Annotated in this window: 16 protein-coding genes; 5 read left to right on the top strand and 11 right to left on the bottom strand. The window is 66.9% G+C overall.

The annotated features are described in order from the left end of the window. Window positions 1–108: 108 nt before the first annotated feature. The 8 genes from U858_RS0107040 to U858_RS0107005 all read right to left on the bottom strand — a co-directional run bounded on the left by U858_RS0107040 (window position 109) and on the right by U858_RS0107005 (window position 8,419). Window positions 109–915, bottom strand: a complete 807-nt coding sequence (locus U858_RS0107040; RefSeq protein WP_025136464.1) for a putative hydro-lyase — start codon at window positions 913–915, stop codon at window positions 109–111. A gap of 101 nt (window positions 916–1,016) precedes the next feature. Continuing rightward, a complete protein-coding gene (locus U858_RS0107035) occupies window positions 1,017–1,928 on the bottom strand; it encodes a LysR family transcriptional regulator (protein ID WP_025136463.1) in 912 nt (303 codons plus the stop codon). Between the two features lie 70 nt (window positions 1,929–1,998). Continuing rightward, window positions 1,999–3,348, bottom strand: a complete 1,350-nt coding sequence (locus U858_RS0107030; RefSeq protein WP_025136462.1) for an amidase — start codon at window positions 3,346–3,348, stop codon at window positions 1,999–2,001. Window positions 3,349–3,449: 101 nt separating this feature from the next. Then, entirely contained in the window at window positions 3,450–4,133 is a 684-nt protein-coding gene (locus U858_RS0107025) for a DUF2848 domain-containing protein (protein ID WP_025136461.1), read from the bottom strand. Window positions 4,134–4,208: 75 nt separating this feature from the next. Further along, entirely contained in the window at window positions 4,209–5,492 is a 1,284-nt protein-coding gene (locus tag U858_RS0107020) for a TRAP transporter large permease (protein WP_025136460.1), read from the bottom strand. Next, window positions 5,489–6,109 carry a TRAP transporter small permease subunit gene (locus tag U858_RS0107015; protein ID WP_025136459.1) on the bottom strand — a complete coding sequence of 207 codons (621 nt, stop codon included), beginning with the start codon at window positions 6,107–6,109 and terminating at the stop codon, window positions 5,489–5,491. The genes U858_RS0107020 and U858_RS0107015 overlap by 4 nt, the downstream gene beginning before the upstream one ends. A gap of 12 nt (window positions 6,110–6,121) precedes the next feature. After that, window positions 6,122–7,168 carry a TRAP transporter substrate-binding protein gene (locus tag U858_RS0107010; protein WP_025136458.1) on the bottom strand — a complete coding sequence of 349 codons (1,047 nt, stop codon included), beginning with the start codon at window positions 7,166–7,168 and terminating at the stop codon, window positions 6,122–6,124. A 345-nt stretch (window positions 7,169–7,513) separates the two neighbouring features. After that, window positions 7,514–8,419, bottom strand: a complete 906-nt coding sequence (locus U858_RS0107005) for a LysR family transcriptional regulator (RefSeq protein WP_025136457.1) — start codon at window positions 8,417–8,419, stop codon at window positions 7,514–7,516. 85 nt (window positions 8,420–8,504) lie between these two features. Here U858_RS0107005 and U858_RS0107000 point away from each other — a divergent pair, with 85 nt between their 5' ends. Then, the gene (locus U858_RS0107000) at window positions 8,505–9,464 is read left to right on the top strand and encodes a DMT family transporter (protein ID WP_025136456.1); all 960 of its coding nucleotides are present in this window, start codon (window positions 8,505–8,507) and stop codon (window positions 9,462–9,464) included. 83 nt (window positions 9,465–9,547) lie between these two features. Then, the gene (fabV, locus tag U858_RS0106995; protein ID WP_025136455.1) at window positions 9,548–10,744 is read left to right on the top strand and encodes an enoyl-ACP reductase FabV; all 1,197 of its coding nucleotides are present in this window, start codon (window positions 9,548–9,550) and stop codon (window positions 10,742–10,744) included. A gap of 61 nt (window positions 10,745–10,805) precedes the next feature. On the opposite strand, the gene U858_RS0106990 is transcribed toward fabV, so the two are convergent. The 3 genes from U858_RS0106990 to U858_RS0106980 all read right to left on the bottom strand — a co-directional run bounded on the left by U858_RS0106990 (window position 10,806) and on the right by U858_RS0106980 (window position 12,995). Beyond that, the gene (locus tag U858_RS0106990; protein WP_157838783.1) at window positions 10,806–11,129 is read right to left on the bottom strand and encodes a hypothetical protein; all 324 of its coding nucleotides are present in this window, start codon (window positions 11,127–11,129) and stop codon (window positions 10,806–10,808) included. Window positions 11,130–11,318: 189 nt separating this feature from the next. Beyond that, complete coding sequence (gene serB / locus U858_RS0106985; RefSeq protein ID WP_025136453.1) at window positions 11,319–12,035, bottom strand: phosphoserine phosphatase SerB; 717 nt, start codon at window positions 12,033–12,035, stop codon at window positions 11,319–11,321. A 51-nt stretch (window positions 12,036–12,086) separates the two neighbouring features. Then, window positions 12,087–12,995, bottom strand: a complete 909-nt coding sequence (locus U858_RS0106980) for a LysR substrate-binding domain-containing protein (protein WP_025136452.1) — start codon at window positions 12,993–12,995, stop codon at window positions 12,087–12,089. Between the two features lie 242 nt (window positions 12,996–13,237). Between U858_RS0106980 and U858_RS0106975 the strand changes: the two genes are divergently transcribed. Genes U858_RS0106975 through U858_RS0106965 form a run of 3 tightly spaced genes read left to right on the top strand, consistent with a single transcriptional unit; the run spans window position 13,238 to window position 16,981 of the window. Further along, window positions 13,238–14,314, top strand: a complete 1,077-nt coding sequence (locus tag U858_RS0106975; protein ID WP_025136451.1) for an ABC transporter ATP-binding protein — start codon at window positions 13,238–13,240, stop codon at window positions 14,312–14,314. Between the two features lie 13 nt (window positions 14,315–14,327). Continuing rightward, entirely contained in the window at window positions 14,328–15,974 is a 1,647-nt protein-coding gene (locus tag U858_RS0106970) for an iron ABC transporter permease (RefSeq protein ID WP_025136450.1), read from the top strand. A gap of 23 nt (window positions 15,975–15,997) precedes the next feature. After that, a complete protein-coding gene (locus U858_RS0106965) occupies window positions 15,998–16,981 on the top strand; it encodes an ABC transporter substrate-binding protein (RefSeq protein WP_025136449.1) in 984 nt (327 codons plus the stop codon). Window positions 16,982–17,029: the final 48 nt, after the last annotated feature.

The raw sequence follows: 17,029 nt of genomic DNA, 5'->3' as shown, positions 1-17,029 counted from the left end.
TCCTGAACTTTTGTCGCCTTTTCCCCTTGTCCTTTCATGGATCGTTCTGGAGGCAAAACCAAAGCTGCTTGGCGCGCCCGGATAGCAGGCGCCGGTACTGCGGACGGCTTAAAGAATGGCCATGCGGCTGTTGATCAAATCGGTGACCAGCATGTGGCCGGGCGCGTGGGTGATGCAGAATTCGGGCCTGACCGCGGCCACCACCGATTGGGGCGTCACGCCGCAGGCCCAGAACACCGGCAACTCACCGGCACGGATCTCTACGGCGTCACCATAATCCGGCCGGTTGATGTCGGCAATCCCGATCAACGCGGGGTCGCCGATATGCACCGGCGCGCCGTGCACCGAGGGAAAACGCGAAGTCACCTGGATGGCGCGGATGGCATCGGCGGCCTTGAGCGGGCGCATCGACACCACCAGCGGGCCGCCAAAGGCCCCTGCGGCGTGGGTCGGGATGCTGGTGCGATACATCGGCACGTTGCAGCCTTGCTCGATGTGGCGCACCGGCAGGCCGTTGTCCAGCATCGCCTCTTCGAACGAGAACGAGCAGCCGATCAGGAACGACACCAGGTCGTCGCGCCAGATGTCACGCACATCGGTGGGCTCGGCCACCAGTTCGCCGTTCTGCCAGACGCGGTATCGCGGGATGTCAGTGCGGATGTCGATGTCGTGGCCCAGTTCAGGCAAGGCAGGGTCGCCCGGTTCGGACATGGCCAGCAAGGGGCAAGGCTTGGGATTGCGCTGGCAGAAATGCAGGAAATCGGCCGCCAGCGCGCGCGGCAGGATCGCCAGGTTGGCCTGCACGTGCCCCGGCGCAAGGTTCGCCGTGGGTCCGGTCAGTTTGCCGCTGCGGGCGTCGAGCCGGGCGCGGCGCGCCAGTTCGATGCTGTTGCGGGCTGCCAGATCGAATGCCATGTCAATTCCCCTTGCGTCAGTATTGGTATGGGGACATTGCACAGGAACTCGGGCACACCGTCTAATCACATGTTGCGATAGACCCCGATCAATATTCCTTATCAGGGTTTTGCCGGATGGCGCAGCGCCTCTTCGCGCGCAATCTGCTGCGCGGCTTCGGCCACTGCACGCGGCACCTGGCTGTCCGGCCCCTGCATCCAGCAGGCGGTGTAGTGCAGCGGCGGCAAGGCCGGCGCCTTGACGTCCAGCAGCCGCAATTCGCCCTGCACCAGCTCTTTCTGCAGGATCACGGGCGCGATGACGGCCGTGCCGATGCCGTCCAGCGCCATCCGCACGATCACGCTCAGCGCCGAACTGCCGTACATGCGGGGCGATTCCACCCCGGCCTGAAGCATCAGCTGGCGCACCGCGCGGTGCGGGTCGGTGGTGGATGAATACGTGATGACGGGCCACTGCGCCAGCCGCTTCAGGCTGATGGGCAGGCGTCCGACCTTCAGCTTGGGGCTGGCGACCCAACTGAGCGGGTAATTGCACAGGTACAGGTTCTCGACCCGCGGCTCTTCCATGGGGCCCAGCAGGAACGCCAGGTCGATCTGGCGCGACGCCAGCTGGGTCTTGAGCATGGTGGTGGTGTCCACCTGGATCTCGACCATCAGCGCCGGATAGGCGTCGTGCAGGTACTCCATCAGGGTGGGCAACCAGGTATGCACGATGGTTTCGGACACACCCAGGCGCAGCGTGCCGCTCATGACGCTCTTGGCGCGGGCGGCCTCCTGCATGTCGCGCCGCAGCTGCAGCATGCGTTCGGCGTGGGACAGCAGTTCGCGCCCCTTGCCGGTGAGCTTGATGCCGCGCACGTCACGGTCGAACAGGCGGATGCCCAGATCGGATTCCAGCGACGCGATGCGCTGGGAAATGGCCGGCTGGGTGGCATTGAGCTTTTCGGCGGCCGCGCGGAAACCGCCCAGCGTGGCCACCCAGAAAAACGTCTCGATATTGCGCAGGTCGATCATGCAGCCAGCTTGCCGCGTATCCCAGCGCGTGTCCAGCCGTGGGCGGGGCCGCCCGGGCCCCGCCGCGGCCTCAACGTCCGGCCAGCAGGTCTTCGACCGCCTGGCCGATGGCCAGGATGCGGCGGTCGGCGCCGTTGCTGCCGGCCAGCATCAGGCCCACCGGCGCCGTGCCGTCGGCGTGGCACGGCAGCGACAGCGCGCAGCCATCCAGGAAATTGATCAGGGTGGGATTGCGCAGGATCAGGCCGTTGGCGGCGTAATAGGCTTCGTCCGAGGCGGCCAGGTCGGCCACGGGCGGGGCCACGATGGGCGTGGTCGGCATGATCAGCGCGTCGTAGCCGGCGATGCGGCGGTCCACCGCGGCCACCCAGGCTTCGCGCGCATCGAGCAGGTCCAGGTAGTCGGCCGCGCTCATGTCCTTGCCGCGCATGATGCGCGAGACCACGCGGGGGTCGTAGCGCTTGCCGGCGCGTTCGATCAGGCCGCGGTGCCAGGCCCAGGCCTCGGCGGCCGTGAAGCCGCCCTTGGCGTTGATGTTGGCCAGTTCGGCGAATTCAGGGATGGCGATCTCGTCGACCAGCGCGCCGGCCTCGACCAGGCGGGCCACGGTACGGGCGAAGGTGTCGGACACGTGCTTGTCCATGGCGTCCAGCGCCAGCGTCTTGGGCACCGCCAGGCGCAGGCCGCGCAGCGGCAGCGCATCGGGCACCGGGCCGCCCTCGCCCGACAGGATGGCGTCCAGCTCGGCGCAGCAGCGCACACTGGCGGCGATGGGGCCGATCGAGTCCAGGTTGGCCGACAGCGGCAGCACGCCTTGCATCGACACGCGCCAGGCGCTGGGCTTGAAACCGGTCAGGCCGCACAGCGCGGCTGGAATGCGCACCGAGCCGCCGGTATCCGAACCGATGGCGGCCACGGCCATGCCATCGGCCACCGACACGGCCGCGCCCGACGACGAACCGCCGGGAATGCGGCCGGTGGCGCGATCCCACGGGTTCAGCGGGGTGCCGTAATGCGGGTTGATGCCCAGGCCGGAATAGGCGAATTCGGTCATGTTGGTGCGGCCGATGATGACCGCGCCCGCGGCGATCAGGCGTTGCACCACTTCGGCGTTGGCGTCGGCGGCCGGCTCGCCTTCGCGCGCCACCGAACCGGCCATCGTGGTTTCCCCTTCGATGTCGAACAGGTCCTTGATGCTGATCGGCAAGCCTTCCACGGCCGAGCGGACGATGCCGGCGGCGCGCAGCGTGTCGGAGGCGCGAGCCTGGGCCAGGGCCGATTCGGCGTACAGGCGGGTAAAGGCGCGCGCGCCCTCGCCCGCCGGATCGGCGGCGCGGGCCAGCGCGGCCTCGGTCAGTTGCACGGAGGTGGTGCGGCCGTCGTTCAGGGCTGCCGTCAAGTCGTTCAGGGTCGCAAGCATAAGGTTCCAGGTGCCGCCGGGCGGCGTGAAGAATACGGATGGAAATAGCGCTGGCGCGCCCCGCCGGGGCGCGCCGTACCTGTCAAAAGGATGGCCGCAGGTCAGGCCACCACGGGCAAGCTTTCGACATGATAACGGTGGCGCAGGCTGCGTTGGCGACGCGGATCATGCAGTTCCATGGTGAACTCGGCCGCGGCGCGGATGCCGCCGATGGCACCCACCGTGCCGCAGGTCATGCCGGCGCCTTCTGGCAGCATGGCGGCCCCGCCGGTATAGCCGGCGATCAGTTCCTGCGGCGTGCGTAACGAGGCCAGCGGGCCTTCCTGGTACAGCACCTGTTCGCCGTTCTCGACGATCCAGGACCGGATGATCAGTTCGTCCCAGTAGCCGGCCACGTCGGCCAGGCGCCAGGCCTTGTCCGCCACCGGCTTGACGCAGACCTGCTTGGACATGGCCACGCTGACCGTCTCCAGCTTGCGGTCGGTGTGGTCGGACGCGATGCTGACGTACATCTCGCCGCCCGCGGCAAAGACGAAGGTCTCGACTTCGCCCGACGAGTCGCCGCCCAGCGCCTGCACGCGCTCGCCCTGGGTCAGCTGGTTATCCGCGATGCGGTAGTACAGCGGCACGCTGCTGGGGCGCGGCACGCCGATGGCGGCCAGTTCTTCGATATGGTGCTCGATCGCGGCCCTATCGCGTCCAGCCCAGCCGGCCACGATCAGGGTGTTGAAATCCACCGCGACCTGGCGGGGGGTGTCGGCGTCGATCTGGAATACGGCTTTCATGACTATCCTGCGAATGGAAAAGGAAGGGAATCGGGCGCGGCGCCTGGCCGCGCCCCGGGCAATGCGAGGCCGGCGCTAGCCGAACACCCGCGGCAGCCACAAGGCCAGGTCCGGCCACCACGACAGCAGCGCCAGCATCACGAACATCGCCAGCACGAACGGCAGGCTGCCGACGATCACCGCGCCCATCGACCCGCTCTTGCGCAGGCTTTGCACCACGAACAGGTTCAGGCCCACCGGCGGCGTGATCAGCGCGGCCTCGACGAGGATGATGATGATGATGCCCAGCCAGATGGGGTCGTAGCCCAGCGCGATCATGATGGGCGCCACGATGGGGATGGTCGTGATCATCATGGACAGCGTCTCCATGAAGCAGCCCAGCACCAGGTAGAACACGATCACGATCAGCAGCATCCAGCCCGGCGACAGGCCCAGGCTGGTGATGGAGCGGGTCAGTGCATCGGTCAGGCCGGTGGCCGACATGACGAAGTTCAGGAAGCTGGCGGCCACCACGATCAGCATGATCATCGCGGTCGAGCGCATGGTGCCTTCCATCGATTCGCGCAGCATGGCCCAGGTCAGGCGGCGGAACCAGGCGGCCAGCAGCAAGGCGCCCAACACGCCCAGGGCCGCGGCCTCGGTCGGGGTGGCCAGGCCGCCGTAGATCGACCCCACCACCAGCAGGAAGATCCCCAGCGGCGGCGCCAGATGGACCAGGCTGGCAAAGCGTTCGCCCCAGGTCGCATGGATCTTCTTGCCGCCCCAGGCCGGCTTGGCCAGGCAGGCGATCCCCACGGTGACCATGAACAGCAGCGCCATCACCAGGCCCGGAATGATGCCGGCCAGGTACAGCTTGGGCACCGACGAGTTGGTCAGCACCCCGTAGATCACCAGGTTGATGGACGGCGGGATCAGGATGCCCAGCGTGCCCCCGGCCGCCAGGCTGCCCAGGAACAGCGGTTCGTTGTAGCCATACTTGCGGATCTGCGGAATCGCCACGGTGCCCACGGTGGCGGCCGTGGCGACGCTGGAGCCAGACGTGGCCGAGAACAGCGTGGACGCACCGATGTTGGCGTGCATCAGGCCACCCGGCAGCCACGACAGCCACAGGCTCATCGCGCCATACATGCGCTCGGCGAACCCGGCGCGCAGCAGCACCTCGCCCAGCATGATGAACAGCGGAATGGCCACCAGCAGGAACTCGTTGTTCGTGCTCCACGAGATTTCGCCGATGGCGCGCGACAGCGGCAGCATCGAGAACAGCGGGTCCAGCATCAGGCCCAGCACGCCCAGGGCAGCGCCCACGGGGATGGACAGGCCGATCAGTACCAGCAGCAGCGTCAGGGCGGTGGCGATCATGCGACGGCTCCCTTGACCATGCGTTCACCGGCGGCGGCTTCATCGTCGGCCTCTTCCTGCGCCGACCGCACGCCGCAGATCTCCTTGACCAGCGCCAGGTCGCCCGTCACCAGGGCCGCCGACGCGCGCGCCAGCATCAACGCCACGGTCACGCACATCCAGCCCAGCCCCAGCAGCCAGAGGCCCTGCGGGATCCACAACGGCGTGGCCAGCGGCGTGTTGGCCGCCGACTTCTGCGCCCAGGAGGTCTGTACCACTTCGAACGCGTAGTACGTCAGGAACACCATGAAGACCGCCAGGGTCACCATGGAAAGCCAGTCCAGCAGTGCGGACACGCGCACCGGCAGCATCTGGTAGAGCACGTCCACGCGCACATTGGCGCGCTGCAGCGTGGCGAAGGCCAACGCCCATGACGTGCTGATGGCGAAGGCGTAGCTGGACAATTCGTCCGCCCCGCCCGTGTTGAAGCCCAGGAATTTGCGGGCCAGAACGTCAAAGGAAATGAGCAGGACGCTGGCAATGGTCAGCGCCCCGCCCGCCCATACTGCCGCGCGCGAGAAGGTCTCGGCGCGCCGCAGCAGTCCGCCCAGCAGGCGCAGGTGTTCGGATCGGGTCATGGGCAGGATCTCTTACTTGCTCGCCGTCACGCCCAGCGTCTTGCCGACGGTGGCGTTGAAGTCTTTGACGCATTGCGCCGAGCAGCGGGCGGCCCACTTGGGCAGCACGGCTTCCTGCGTGACCTTCTTGAGCAGCGCCTGATCGGCGTCCGAAGGCTGCACCAGCACCATCTTGCCCTTGACGGGGAACGGGCAAGCCGCGGCCCCCGTGTTGCAGTCATAGCCTTCCTGGGTCTGCACCGCCGCGGCATCCCAGATCTGATCGACCAGCGTCTTCACGCTCGCCTGCACGAACGTGCGGACGTTGGGATCGAGCTTGTCCCAGGCCTTCTGGTTGACGGCGTGGATCTGCTGGTTCCAGTTGATCGGCAACGCCACCAGGTGGGTCGACACTTCGTACCACTTGGCCGAGTAGCCCGACAGCGAACCGGTAATCGCACAATCGACCACCTTGTTCTGCAGCGCCGGCACCACTTCGCCGAAGGCCATCGTGACGCTGGAGCCACCCAGCGCCTCGACGAACTCGGCCGTCGTGCGGCTGCTGGTGCGCACCTTCTTGCCCTTGATGTCGGCCAGGCCCTTGATCTCGGCGTTGCAGAACAGCACCTGGGCCGGATAGGTGGAAATGCCCAGCAGCTTGACGTTGTTGCCTTCACCGTACAGGCGGGCATACACCGGCTCGAACGCGTTGGTCACGGCGCGCGCAGTCTGCACGTCGGGCGCCAGGCCCGCCAGGTCGATGGCCTCGTTGATGGGGTTGTCGCTGGCGAAGTACGACAGCGTGGCGGTGCCGAACTCGACCACGCCCGTCGACATCAGGCGCAGCAGTTCCGGGCCCTTCAAGCCCATTTCGTTGAAGCCCTTGATGTCCGCCGTCACCTGGCCTTTGGACTGTTCCGGCACGGTCTTGGTCCAGAACGGCTTTTCGTAATCGTTGTAGGCGGTCAGGTTGGACAGGCCGCCCACGACCTTCAGGTGGGTCTTGGGCAGGTCTTGCGCCTGGGCGGCGCCCGCAAGCAGGCCGACGGCAACGACGGCTGAAACAAGTGACTTCTTCATGGACTGAAACTCCTAGCTGGCGGGATGGTCTGCCGCGCGCAGGTCCCCGTTACCCTGATCGCGCGCGGGTAGAAATCGAAACGTCAGAGGAGTGATGGGATCCCCCCGCACTGTGTATCCAGGCTTTTTCTGATCTGCCGCCATTGCAGCGTCAGGGGCGTGCAGCGTCCAATCGTATGTTGCGATGTGGGGGTATAAATATTTCTTGGGTCTCGTTGCCGCCGCCCTGGCCGCTAGCCGCAAAGCCAGCAGCCATGCGGCTTTGCAGCGAATGCCAGGTGCCGGGCGCGAACGCGCCGCGGCCGCCATTCATAGCGGCCGCGCGTCGCCCTTCGGGGAAAACACCTAGGCGGGAATGCTGTCGCCGGCCTGCGCCGCGACCTTCTGCGCCATCTGTGCAATGAGCCTGACCGCGTGGCTGTCCGGGCCTTGCACCCAGGTCGCGGTGAAGCTCAGTTCGGGCAGCGGATCGGCATCCACCTGCAGGATGCGCAATTCGCCGCGCGCCAGTTCCTTGCCCAGGAATACCGGCGCGATGACGCTGGTGCCGATGCCGTCCTGCGTCATGCGCACCACCATCGACATCGATGCGCTGCCATACATGCGCGGCGACGTGACGCCTGCGCGGGTGAGCATGTCGCGCACCACGCGGTAAGGCGCGCTGTTGGACGGATAGGTGATGACGGGCAGCCGGCCGATGCGTTCCAGCGTCAGCGGCTCGGGCCCCAGTTCGAGCAACGGGCTGGCGACCCAGGCCAGCGGATACGTGCACAGCGGCAGGTTTTCGACCCGCGCCTCGAGCACCGGCCCCATCAGGAAGGCCAGGTCGATCTGCCGGGCCATCAGGTGCGAGCGCAGCACGTGGGTCGTGTCGACCTCGATTTCCAGCACCAGCGCGGGGTACGTGGTGTGCACCAGCTCGATCAGCGTGGGCAGCCAGGTCTGCACGATGGTCTCGGCCACGCCGATGCGCACGGTGCCGGTCATGACGTTCTGCGCGCGGGCCGCTTCAAACATGTCGCGCCGCACCTGCAGCATGCGCTCGGCGTGCGACAGCAGTTCGTGGCCCTTGCCCGTCAGCTTGACGCCGCGGGCGTCGCGTTCGAACAGCCGCACGCCCAGGTCGGCTTCGAGCGAGGCGATGCGTTGCGACACCGCCGGCTGCGTGGTGTTGAGCTTGTCCGAGGCCGCGCGGAAACTGCCCAGCGTGGCCACCCAAAAAAATGTTTCTATGTTGCGTAGTTCGATCATGAGCCTTTTCCCCCGGCGCGATGAGCGTATCATGTCAGCCGCCCCGGAGCCCCGCCCGCGGCCCCCTAGCGCAAGGAGTCTGTCCATGTCCCCGGCCGATACCGGTCGCCCGCGTCGCGGCGCCCCTGCCGCCAGCGGTCCGCTCGTCGGCATCCTGCTGCTGGTGGCGTCGATGTGGACGCTGTCGTGCCTGGATGCCAGCGGCAAATGGGTCATGAATGCCGGGGTGCCGCTGCTGGTGCTGTCGTGGTTCCGCTATGCCGTGCACCTGGTGCTGGTGCTGGCGCTGGTGCTGCCCACCCGCGGCGTGGGCGTGTTGCGCAGCAAGAAGCCGCGTGAACAGATCCTGCGCGGCGGCTCGATGTTCCTGGCCACGCTGATGTTCTTCACCACGCTCAGCTACATTCCCCAGGCCGAAGCCACCGCCATCAATTTCCTGGCGCCACTGCTGGTGCTGTCGCTGGCCCCCTGGATACTGAAAGAACCCGCCCGCCTGTCGCGCTTCGTCGCGGCCGGCATCGCCTTCATCGGCGTGGTCATCGTGATCCGCCCGGGCGGCGGCCTGCATCCGGTAGGCACGATCTTCGGCCTGATCACGGCCTGTTGCTTTGCCGCCCAGTTCATCGCCACGCGGCGCGTGGCGGGCGATGACCCCTTCACCTCGCTGATCTGGAGCGGCGCCGTGGGCACCGGCTGCCTGACGCTGGCCCTGCCCTTCATCCTGCCGCCCGCCCTGCCCGTGCTGCAGGCGCTGACGCCGCTGGACTGGACCCTGCTGATTTCCACCGGCATCACCGGCGGCCTGGGCCACCTGTTCCAGATCGCCGCCTACCGCCGCGCCCCGGCGTCCACGCTGGCGCCCTTCATCTACCTGCAGATCATCAGCGCCACCACGGTCGGCTGGCTGGTCTGGGACCACTTCCCCGACCCGCTGACCTGGCTGGGCATTGCCATCATCTGCGCCAGCGGCATGGGCATCGGCCTGGTCGAATGGCGTCGTGGCCGAGCCCTGGCGGCGGCCGCAGCCGGCGCCGACGCCCGCTAGGGCCGCCGCACTCCCGTACAATGCTCGGCGCTTGCCGCCTGCCGGGCGGCAAGCCTTCCCGGCATTCCCAGAACGAGGTCTTCATGATCATCAAACCCCGCGTGCGCGGCTTCATCTGCGTCACGACCCATCCCGTCGGCTGCGAAGCCAACGTCAAGAACCAGATCGACTACGTCCGTGCCCAGGGTCCGATCGCCGGGGGCCCCAAGCGCGTGCTGGTGATCGGCGCGTCCACCGGCTACGGCCTGGCCGCCCGCATCAGCGCGGCCTTCGGGTGCGGCGCCCAGACCCTGGGGGTGTTCTTCGAGCGGCCCGGCGACGCGGCCAAGGCCGGCACGCCGGGCTGGTACAACAGCGCCGCTTTCGACAAGTTCGCCAGCGCCGAAGGCCTGTATGCCAAGAGCATCAACGGCGACGCGTTTTCCGACGCCATCAAGGCCCAGACCATTGCCGCCATCAAGGCCGACCTGGGCCAGGTCGACCAGGTGATCTACAGCCTGGCCGCGCCGCGCCGCACGCACCCCAAGACCGGCGAAGTCTTCAGCTCGACCCTCAAGCCGATCGGCCACGCCGTGAATCTGCGCGGGCTGGATACCGATAAGGAAGTCATCAAGGAATCGCTGCTGGAACCGGCCACCCAGGCCGAGATCGACGGCACCGTGGCCGTGATGGGCGGCGACGACTGGCAACTGTGGATCGACGCGCTGCTCGAGGCCGGCGTGCTGGCCGAAGGCGCCACCACCACCGCCTTCACCTATCTGGGTGAAAAGATCACCCACGACATCTACTGGAACGGCTCGATCGGCGCGGCCAAGAAAGACCTGGACCAGAAGGTGCTGGACATCCGCGCCAAGCTGGCCGCGCGTGGTGGCGACGCCCGCGTATCGGTGCTGAAAGCCGTGGTGACGCAGGCCAGTTCGGCGATCCCGATGATGCCGCTGTACCTGTCGCTGTTGTTCAAGGTAATGAAGCAGCAAGGCACCCACGAAGGCTGCATCGAGCAGGTCTACGGCCTGTATCGCGACAGCCTGTGCGGCGATGCGCCCATCCTGGATGCCGAAGGCCGCCTGCGCGCCGACTACAAGGAACTGGACCCGGCCGTGCAGGCCCAGGTGCAGGCCCTGTGGCACCAGGTCACCGACGGCAACCTGTACGAACTGACCGATTTCGCCGGCTACAAGCAGGAATTCCTGCGCCTGTTCGGCTTCGAGATCGAGGGCGTGGACTACCAGGCCGACGTCAACCCGGACGTCAAGATTGCGGGCTTGATCCCGGCCTGAGCCTGCATGTGCCCGCCCACGGTCCGTGGGCGGGGCATTCCGGGGCGGGCTATGGGGCTGGCTATTGGTAGGTCAGCGTCACGACCTGGCCATATTGCAGCGGCCGGCCCTGGGCATCGGCCCGCAGCACCAGCGTGCGGGTGCTGACGCTCACCTTGGACGCCTGCCAGGCAGCATGGTTGGCCGCCGCCAGCCCGGCCGGCGCCGGACAACGCGCCAGCGGTGTCGGCGCCTGTGGCGGCCCCGCGACCTGCACCCGACAGTCGGCCGGCTCGGTGATCATGCCCTGGAAGTGGATGGTGCCGCCGGACGGCGCCGCCAGCGCGGCAGCGGGGGCCAAGGCACACGAGACAAGCAACGCACGGACGGATCGAGAAATGGTCATGGCATTTCCTTCGCGCTAGCGAGCAAGGAAAGACGGCATGCCCTTCCTTCTCTGTTTACGGCGTTTTCGAAGCAAGCTTTAATCCGTTGCCGGCAACATGCCGGACACCGTCTTGCGCAGGCTGCGGTCACGCCGTAAATCCGTGTGGTCGCGGCTAGATTACATCCGCAGATCGCGCGGTTTCAATGCTTATTTTGCGGCGAACAGACGCAGCAGTTGATCCAGGCCGCCTGTGTCGATGGCGACCTTGGCTTGCAGGCGCACGGCGGGCTTGGCGTGGTAAGCCACCGACAGCCCGGCGGTGCGCAGCATCGGCAGGTCGTTGGCGCCGTCACCTACCGCAATCGCCTGTTCAGGGCCCACGCCCAGCACCGCACACACCTCCAGCAGCTTGCGGCGCTTTTCCTCGCCATCGCACAGGTCGCCCCAGGGCTGCGGCAGCAGCCGCCCGGTCAGGCGGCCGTCTTCGATTTCCAGCACATTGGCGCGCACGTCGTCCAGCCCCAGCCGCACCCGCAGCCGGTCGGTGAAGCAGGTGAAGCCGCCCGTCACCAGCAGGCAGAACAGGCCCGCGGCCTTGCACGCGGCGATCAGGGTTTCGACGCCCGGATTGAGCCGCAGGCGCTGTTCGTAGACCTCATCCAGCCCCGCCTGCGGCATGCCCGCCAGCAGCGCCACGCGTTCGCGCAGGCTCTGCTTGTAGTCGGTGATCTCGCCACGCATGGCCGCTTCGGTCAGCGCGGCCACCTCGGCCTTCTTGCCCATCAGGTCGGCCATCTCGTCCAGGGTCTCGATGGCGATCAGGGTCGAGTCCATGTCGAACGCAATGACCTTGTAGTCGGACAGCGAAAGCGGCGGCGTGATGCCGCGCCAGTGCAGGCCGGCGGCGTCGGGGAAAGCTTGCATGGAAGTCGGTCCTTGGATCAGTCGGGTCGAGGGTGAACGGGGTGCGAAAGGCTATTGCCCAGGCAGCGGATGGCCGGCCTCGCGGCCCAGCCAGTCAATGAAATGCCGCGCCGCGGCAGCCGCCGGCCCTTCCTGGCGGTACAGCGCATGCACGCCGGCATTGGGCAGGCGCGGTTCGAGAAACACGGGCCGCAGCCGGTCCGCCTGCAGATCGTCCTGCAGCAGGCACCATGGCGCCAGCGCAATGCCCAGGTCATTCATGGCCGCCTGCATGCACAGGAACTGATGGTCGAACACCGGCCCGGGCAATTGCGCCGGCACATCCACCTTGGCCAGCGCGAACCAGCGCGGCCAGTGGTCCATGCCGCCCGCCACCTTCAAGAGCGGATGGCGCAGGCAATCGGCGGGCGTGGCCAGCCGGTTGCGCTCGATGAAGCGCGGCGACGCCACGGGCACGTGGAAGTCATCCAGGCAATGCACGCACGCCATCTCGGGATGCGCCAGGTAACCGTGGCGGATCAGCACGTCGCTACCCGCATCGTCGCCGCGGTCCAGGAACGAACGTCCCTGGGTGCTCAATTGCACGTCCACACCAGGGTGCAGCGCCTGGAATGCCGACAGGCGCGGGATCAGCCATTTCATGGTCAGGGACGGCGTGGCGCTGACGCGCAGCATGCCGCCATAACTGGGCGAACGCAGCTTGGCCGTCGCCACGGCGATGCGCTCCAGGCTGGCCTGCACCTCGGGGAAATACGCCTGCGCGCAAGGCAGCAAGGTCACCCCGCGGGCCTCGCGCGCGAACAGCGGCTGGCCCACGTAGTCTTCGAGGATACGGATCTGCTGGCTGACCGCGCTGTGCGTGATGCTCAATTCGTCGGCCGCCGCAGTGAAGCTGCGCAGGCGCGCCGCGGCCTCGAACACCCGCAAGGCCTTCAGCGGCGGCAGGCTCTGGCCCGCCATCTCAGGCGACGTCCGCCCGCGCGCCGCGATGGCGCAAGGCTCTGCTGCTGTTACCCACGTTTTCCCTTGTCTGTCTGTTTTTTGCCCGGCGCATTGTGTAGCGCCGTGGCTGTTGGCCGCATTCTAGGGGATTGCGGCGCCGCCGACCTCTTAGAAAATCTAACGACTCGCCTTAAAAAACGCTGCTGGTGGCGGGCGATGGGGCTGCCTATGATGCCGTCAATCACAGGCAGGAACCTCACATGGCATCCATCACGGTAGACGGCATCATCAAGACCTTCGGCGGCCAGCAAGTGCTGCGCAACCTGTCGCTGCACATTCCCGACGGCGCGTTCTACACGCTGCTGGGGCCCAGCGGCTGCGGCAAGACCACTCTGCTGCGCTGCATTGCCGGCTTCTACGCGCCCGATGGCGGCCGCCTGCTGTTCGACCAGGACGACGTCACTCACGTGTCCGCCCACCGCCGCGACATCGGCATGGTGTTCCAGGACTACGCGCTGTTTCCGGACAAAAGCGCCTTCGACAACGTCGCCTATGGCCTGCGAGCCCGCGGCGTGGCGCGTGCGGAAACCACCCGCCGCGTCAACGAAGCGCTGGACAAGGTCGGCCTGCTGGCCTTGGCCGAGCGCTACCCGGCCGCGATGAGCGGCGGCCAGCGCCAGCGGGTGGCGCTGGCGCGCGCCCTGGTGATCCGGCCGCGCGTGCTGCTGATGGATGAGCCGCTTTCGAACCTGGACGCCAAGATGCGCCTGCAAATGCGTGACGTCATCCTGGACCTGGTGCGCGAAGCCGGCATCACCACCGTGTTCGTCACGCACGACCAGGAAGAAGCGCTGGCCATGTCCGACCGCATCGCCATCATGGACAGCGGCAACATCGCCCAGCTGGGCACGCCGGAAGAGCTTTACGGCACACCCGTCAATGCCTACGTGGCGGACTTCATCGGCTCGGCCAACGTGATCCCGGTGCCCGCCCGCGCAGGCCTGGCCGGCGCCCCGGCCGGCCACGTGCGCTTTGAACTGTGCGGACTGGGCTTTGACGGCACCCTGGGCGGCGCCGACCTGGCCGACCGTGCCGTGCTGATCGCCCGGCCCGAAGAACTGGCGCTGATGGCGCCGGCGCCCTATGTACCCAACACGCTGCCCGGCAAGGTGTTGCGGCGCCAGTACCTGGGCTTCAAGACCGCCTACCGCATCGAACTGCAGAACGGTTCGGAAATTCGCGTGGAACTGCACGCGGGCAACATGGTGGCGCAGTTCCAGCCCGGCGAATCGGTGCAGGTGCTGATTCCCGCCGACAGCCGCGTCGTGAACGCCTGAGGACGCCCGCGCCATGAAGATCAAATGGTGGCCCTGGGGCATCCTGACCGCAATCAGCCTGGCGCTGTTGCTGTTTTTCGTGCTGTACCCGCTTGGCGTGCTGTTCAGCAACAGCATCACCGGCCAGGACGGCGGCTTTTCGCTGGAAGGCTTCAAGGCCCTGCTGGCCGACTCGCAATACCTGGAGGCCTTCGGCAACACGCTGGTGCTGGGCCTGGCGGTCACCACCTGCACCATCCTGGTGGGCGTGCCGTTCGCCTACATGGTGGCGCGCTACGACTTCCCGCTCAAGAACCTGGTGGCCATCCTGCCGGTGCTGACCATCGTGATTCCCGAGATCATCGTGGGCCAGTCGTGGCTGCTGATCCTGGGCAACAACGGCATCTTGACCAATCTGCTGGGCGACGCGGGCATCTCACTGCCGTCGTTCTACGGCTGGACCGGCATGGTCTTCTCCATGACGCTGGTGTACTACACCTACATCTACCTGGGCGTACTGGCCGCGCTGCGCGGCTTTGACGGCCAGCTGGAAGAGGCCGGGCTCAGTCTGGGCACGCCGCCCTTCATGACCAAGCTGCGCGTGCTGGTGCCGGTGCTGCTGCCCGCGGTGCTGGTGAACGCGCTGGTGGTGTTCACGCTGGTGGTGGGCAACTTCGCGCTGGCGATGCTGCTGGGCAGCCGCGTGCCGCTCCTGTCGGTCATGACCTACAACACCTTCGTCAGCGAAATGGGCGGCAGCCCCACGCTACAAAGCGCCATGTCGGTGGTGTCCATCGCCATCGTCGCTATCGTGCTGTTCATCCAGAAACGCGTGGTCGAACGCAAGGTCTACACCATGACGCAGGGCCGCGCGCCGGCTGCACGCCGCGTGCGCTCGTGGACCGCGCTGCTCTACACGGGCGGCGTCGGCCTGGTGATCCTGGTGTCGATGCTGCCGCTCATCATCGTCTTCGTGGCCGCGTTCACCAAGACCAGCGGGCCGGTGATGCAATGGGGCTCGTGGTCGCTGGCCAGCATGCAGCGGGCGCTGCACGGCGCGCCGGAACCCATCCTGAATTCGCTGAAGTTCGCCTCGCTGGCCACCGTGACGGGCGTGGCCTTCGCGGTGCTGGTCAGCTACCTGACCATCAAGAAGCGCAGCGCCTTCACGCAGGTGCTGGACTACATCGTGGTGCTGCCGCTGACCATCTCGGGCACGGTGCTGGGCATTGCGCTGGTGCAGACCTTCAACACCGGCTGGCTGGTGCTGGCGGGCACGTCCGGCATCATGGTGCTGTGCTATGCGGTGCGGCGCCTGCCGTTCGCGGTGCGCAACGCCTCGTCCGTGCTGTTCAACATTCCCGATTCCATCGAAGAGGCCTCGATCAGCCTGGGCGTGTCGCCGCTGATGACCTTCTTCAAGGTGATCCTGCCCGCCATGAAGGCCTCGATCATCTCGGCCGCCATCCTGATGTGGCTGACCACGATTTCCGAGCTGTCGGCGTCCATCGTGGCCTACAGCGGCGGCCTGGAAACCATGCCCATCGCCATCTTCCGGCAGGTCGACGGCGGCCGCCTGGGCATGGCTTCGGCTTACGGCGCCGCGCTGGTCACGGTGATCGTGCTGCCCATCATCGTGTCGGTCAAGGCGTTCCGCATCAAGCTGTTCTCCGGCAAATAACCCGCACCCACCAAAGGCGACCCATGCACCTCAAACACCTCCTGCAAACCGGCCTGTTGGCCGCCACCCTGGCCTCGGGCGCCCTGCACGCCCAGAACGTGGTCCTGTACTCGTCCAACAACACCGAAACCATCGAAACCGCGCTGGACGCCGTCAAGGCCAAGTCGCCCAAGCTGAACGTGCAGCCGGTCACCGGCGGCACGGGCACCATGATGAAGCGCATCGAGGCCGAAGCGCAGAACCCGCGCGGCGACCTGTTCTGGAGCGGCGGCTTCGGCACGCTGGGCGCTTACCGCCAGCACCTGCAACCCTACCGCTCGCCCGACCTGGACAAGATTCCCGCCGAATTCCGCGGCCCGGACGACCTGTGGGTGGGCACCAACGTGCACATCATGGTGCTGATGGTCAACGAACGCCAGTTGAAGGGCCTGCCGGCCCCGGCCACCTGGTCCGACCTGATGCAGCCGCAATGGAAGGGCAAGTTCGCCATCACCGACCCGTCCAAGAGCGGCACGGCCTACATGCTGGTCTATGGCCTGTACAAGCAGTTCGGGCAGGAAGGCCTGGACAAGATCGCCGCCAACGCCGTGGTCACGGCCTCGTCGGGCACCACCTACAAGGGCGTGGCCGCGGGCGAATACGCGGTGGGCATGACGCTGGAATACGCCGCCCAGGAATACGTGGCCGGCGGCCAGAAGGAAATCAAGCTGGTGTACCCGTCCGAAGGCAGCTACCTGGCGCCCGAAGGCATGTTCATCATCAAGGGCGCCAAGAACCTGGACGCGGCCAAGGCGCTCTACGATGGCCTGCTCAGCAAGGAAGCCCAGGAAGCGCAACTGGTGAAGAACTTCCGCCGCCCCACCCGCACCGACATCGCGGTGGCCAGCCTGACCACCCTGCCCGACTTCAAGAGCATCAAGATCTTCCCGGTCAGCCAGGACGCGGCGGCCAAGGAATACGAAGCGGTGGTCACCGCCTGGAACCAGGCGGTCGCCAAGGCCAAGTAAGCGGTACTGTCCGGCGGGCCATCATCAGGCTCGCCGGCTCCGCACGCT

Source organism: Achromobacter sp. DH1f, assembly GCF_000633435.1.
Classification (GTDB): domain Bacteria; phylum Pseudomonadota; class Gammaproteobacteria; order Burkholderiales; family Burkholderiaceae_B; genus Achromobacter; species Achromobacter deleyi.
Note: the sequence above shows the minus strand (reverse complement) of the source record. Positions and strands in the feature narration are given on the sequence as shown.

Excerpts from the sequence above, each read along its gene's own strand:
- U858_RS0107040 (WP_025136464.1), bottom strand. The coding sequence starts at position 915 with ATGGCATTCGATCTGGCAGCCCGCAACAGCATCGAACTGGCGCGCCGC.
- U858_RS0107035 (WP_025136463.1), bottom strand. The coding sequence starts at position 1,928 with ATGATCGACCTGCGCAATATCGAGACGTTTTTCTGGGTGGCCACGCTG.
- U858_RS0107030 (WP_025136462.1), bottom strand. The coding sequence starts at position 3,348 with ATGCTTGCGACCCTGAACGACTTGACGGCAGCCCTGAACGACGGCCGC.
- U858_RS0107025 (WP_025136461.1), bottom strand. The coding sequence starts at position 4,133 with ATGAAAGCCGTATTCCAGATCGACGCCGACACCCCCCGCCAGGTCGCG.
- U858_RS0107020 (WP_025136460.1), bottom strand. The coding sequence starts at position 5,492 with ATGATCGCCACCGCCCTGACGCTGCTGCTGGTACTGATCGGCCTGTCC.
- U858_RS0107015 (WP_025136459.1), bottom strand. The coding sequence starts at position 6,109 with ATGACCCGATCCGAACACCTGCGCCTGCTGGGCGGACTGCTGCGGCGC.
- U858_RS0107010 (WP_025136458.1), bottom strand. The coding sequence starts at position 7,168 with ATGAAGAAGTCACTTGTTTCAGCCGTCGTTGCCGTCGGCCTGCTTGCG.
- U858_RS0107005 (WP_025136457.1), bottom strand. The coding sequence starts at position 8,419 with ATGATCGAACTACGCAACATAGAAACATTTTTTTGGGTGGCCACGCTG.
- U858_RS0107000 (WP_025136456.1), top strand. The coding sequence starts at position 8,505 with ATGTCCCCGGCCGATACCGGTCGCCCGCGTCGCGGCGCCCCTGCCGCC.
- fabV (WP_025136455.1), top strand. The coding sequence starts at position 9,548 with ATGATCATCAAACCCCGCGTGCGCGGCTTCATCTGCGTCACGACCCAT.
- U858_RS0106990 (WP_157838783.1), bottom strand. The coding sequence starts at position 11,129 with ATGACCATTTCTCGATCCGTCCGTGCGTTGCTTGTCTCGTGTGCCTTG.
- serB (WP_025136453.1), bottom strand. The coding sequence starts at position 12,035 with ATGCAAGCTTTCCCCGACGCCGCCGGCCTGCACTGGCGCGGCATCACG.
- U858_RS0106980 (WP_025136452.1), bottom strand. The coding sequence starts at position 12,995 with ATGGCGGGCCAGAGCCTGCCGCCGCTGAAGGCCTTGCGGGTGTTCGAG.
- U858_RS0106975 (WP_025136451.1), top strand. The coding sequence starts at position 13,238 with ATGGCATCCATCACGGTAGACGGCATCATCAAGACCTTCGGCGGCCAG.
- U858_RS0106970 (WP_025136450.1), top strand. The coding sequence starts at position 14,328 with ATGAAGATCAAATGGTGGCCCTGGGGCATCCTGACCGCAATCAGCCTG.
- U858_RS0106965 (WP_025136449.1), top strand. The coding sequence starts at position 15,998 with ATGCACCTCAAACACCTCCTGCAAACCGGCCTGTTGGCCGCCACCCTG.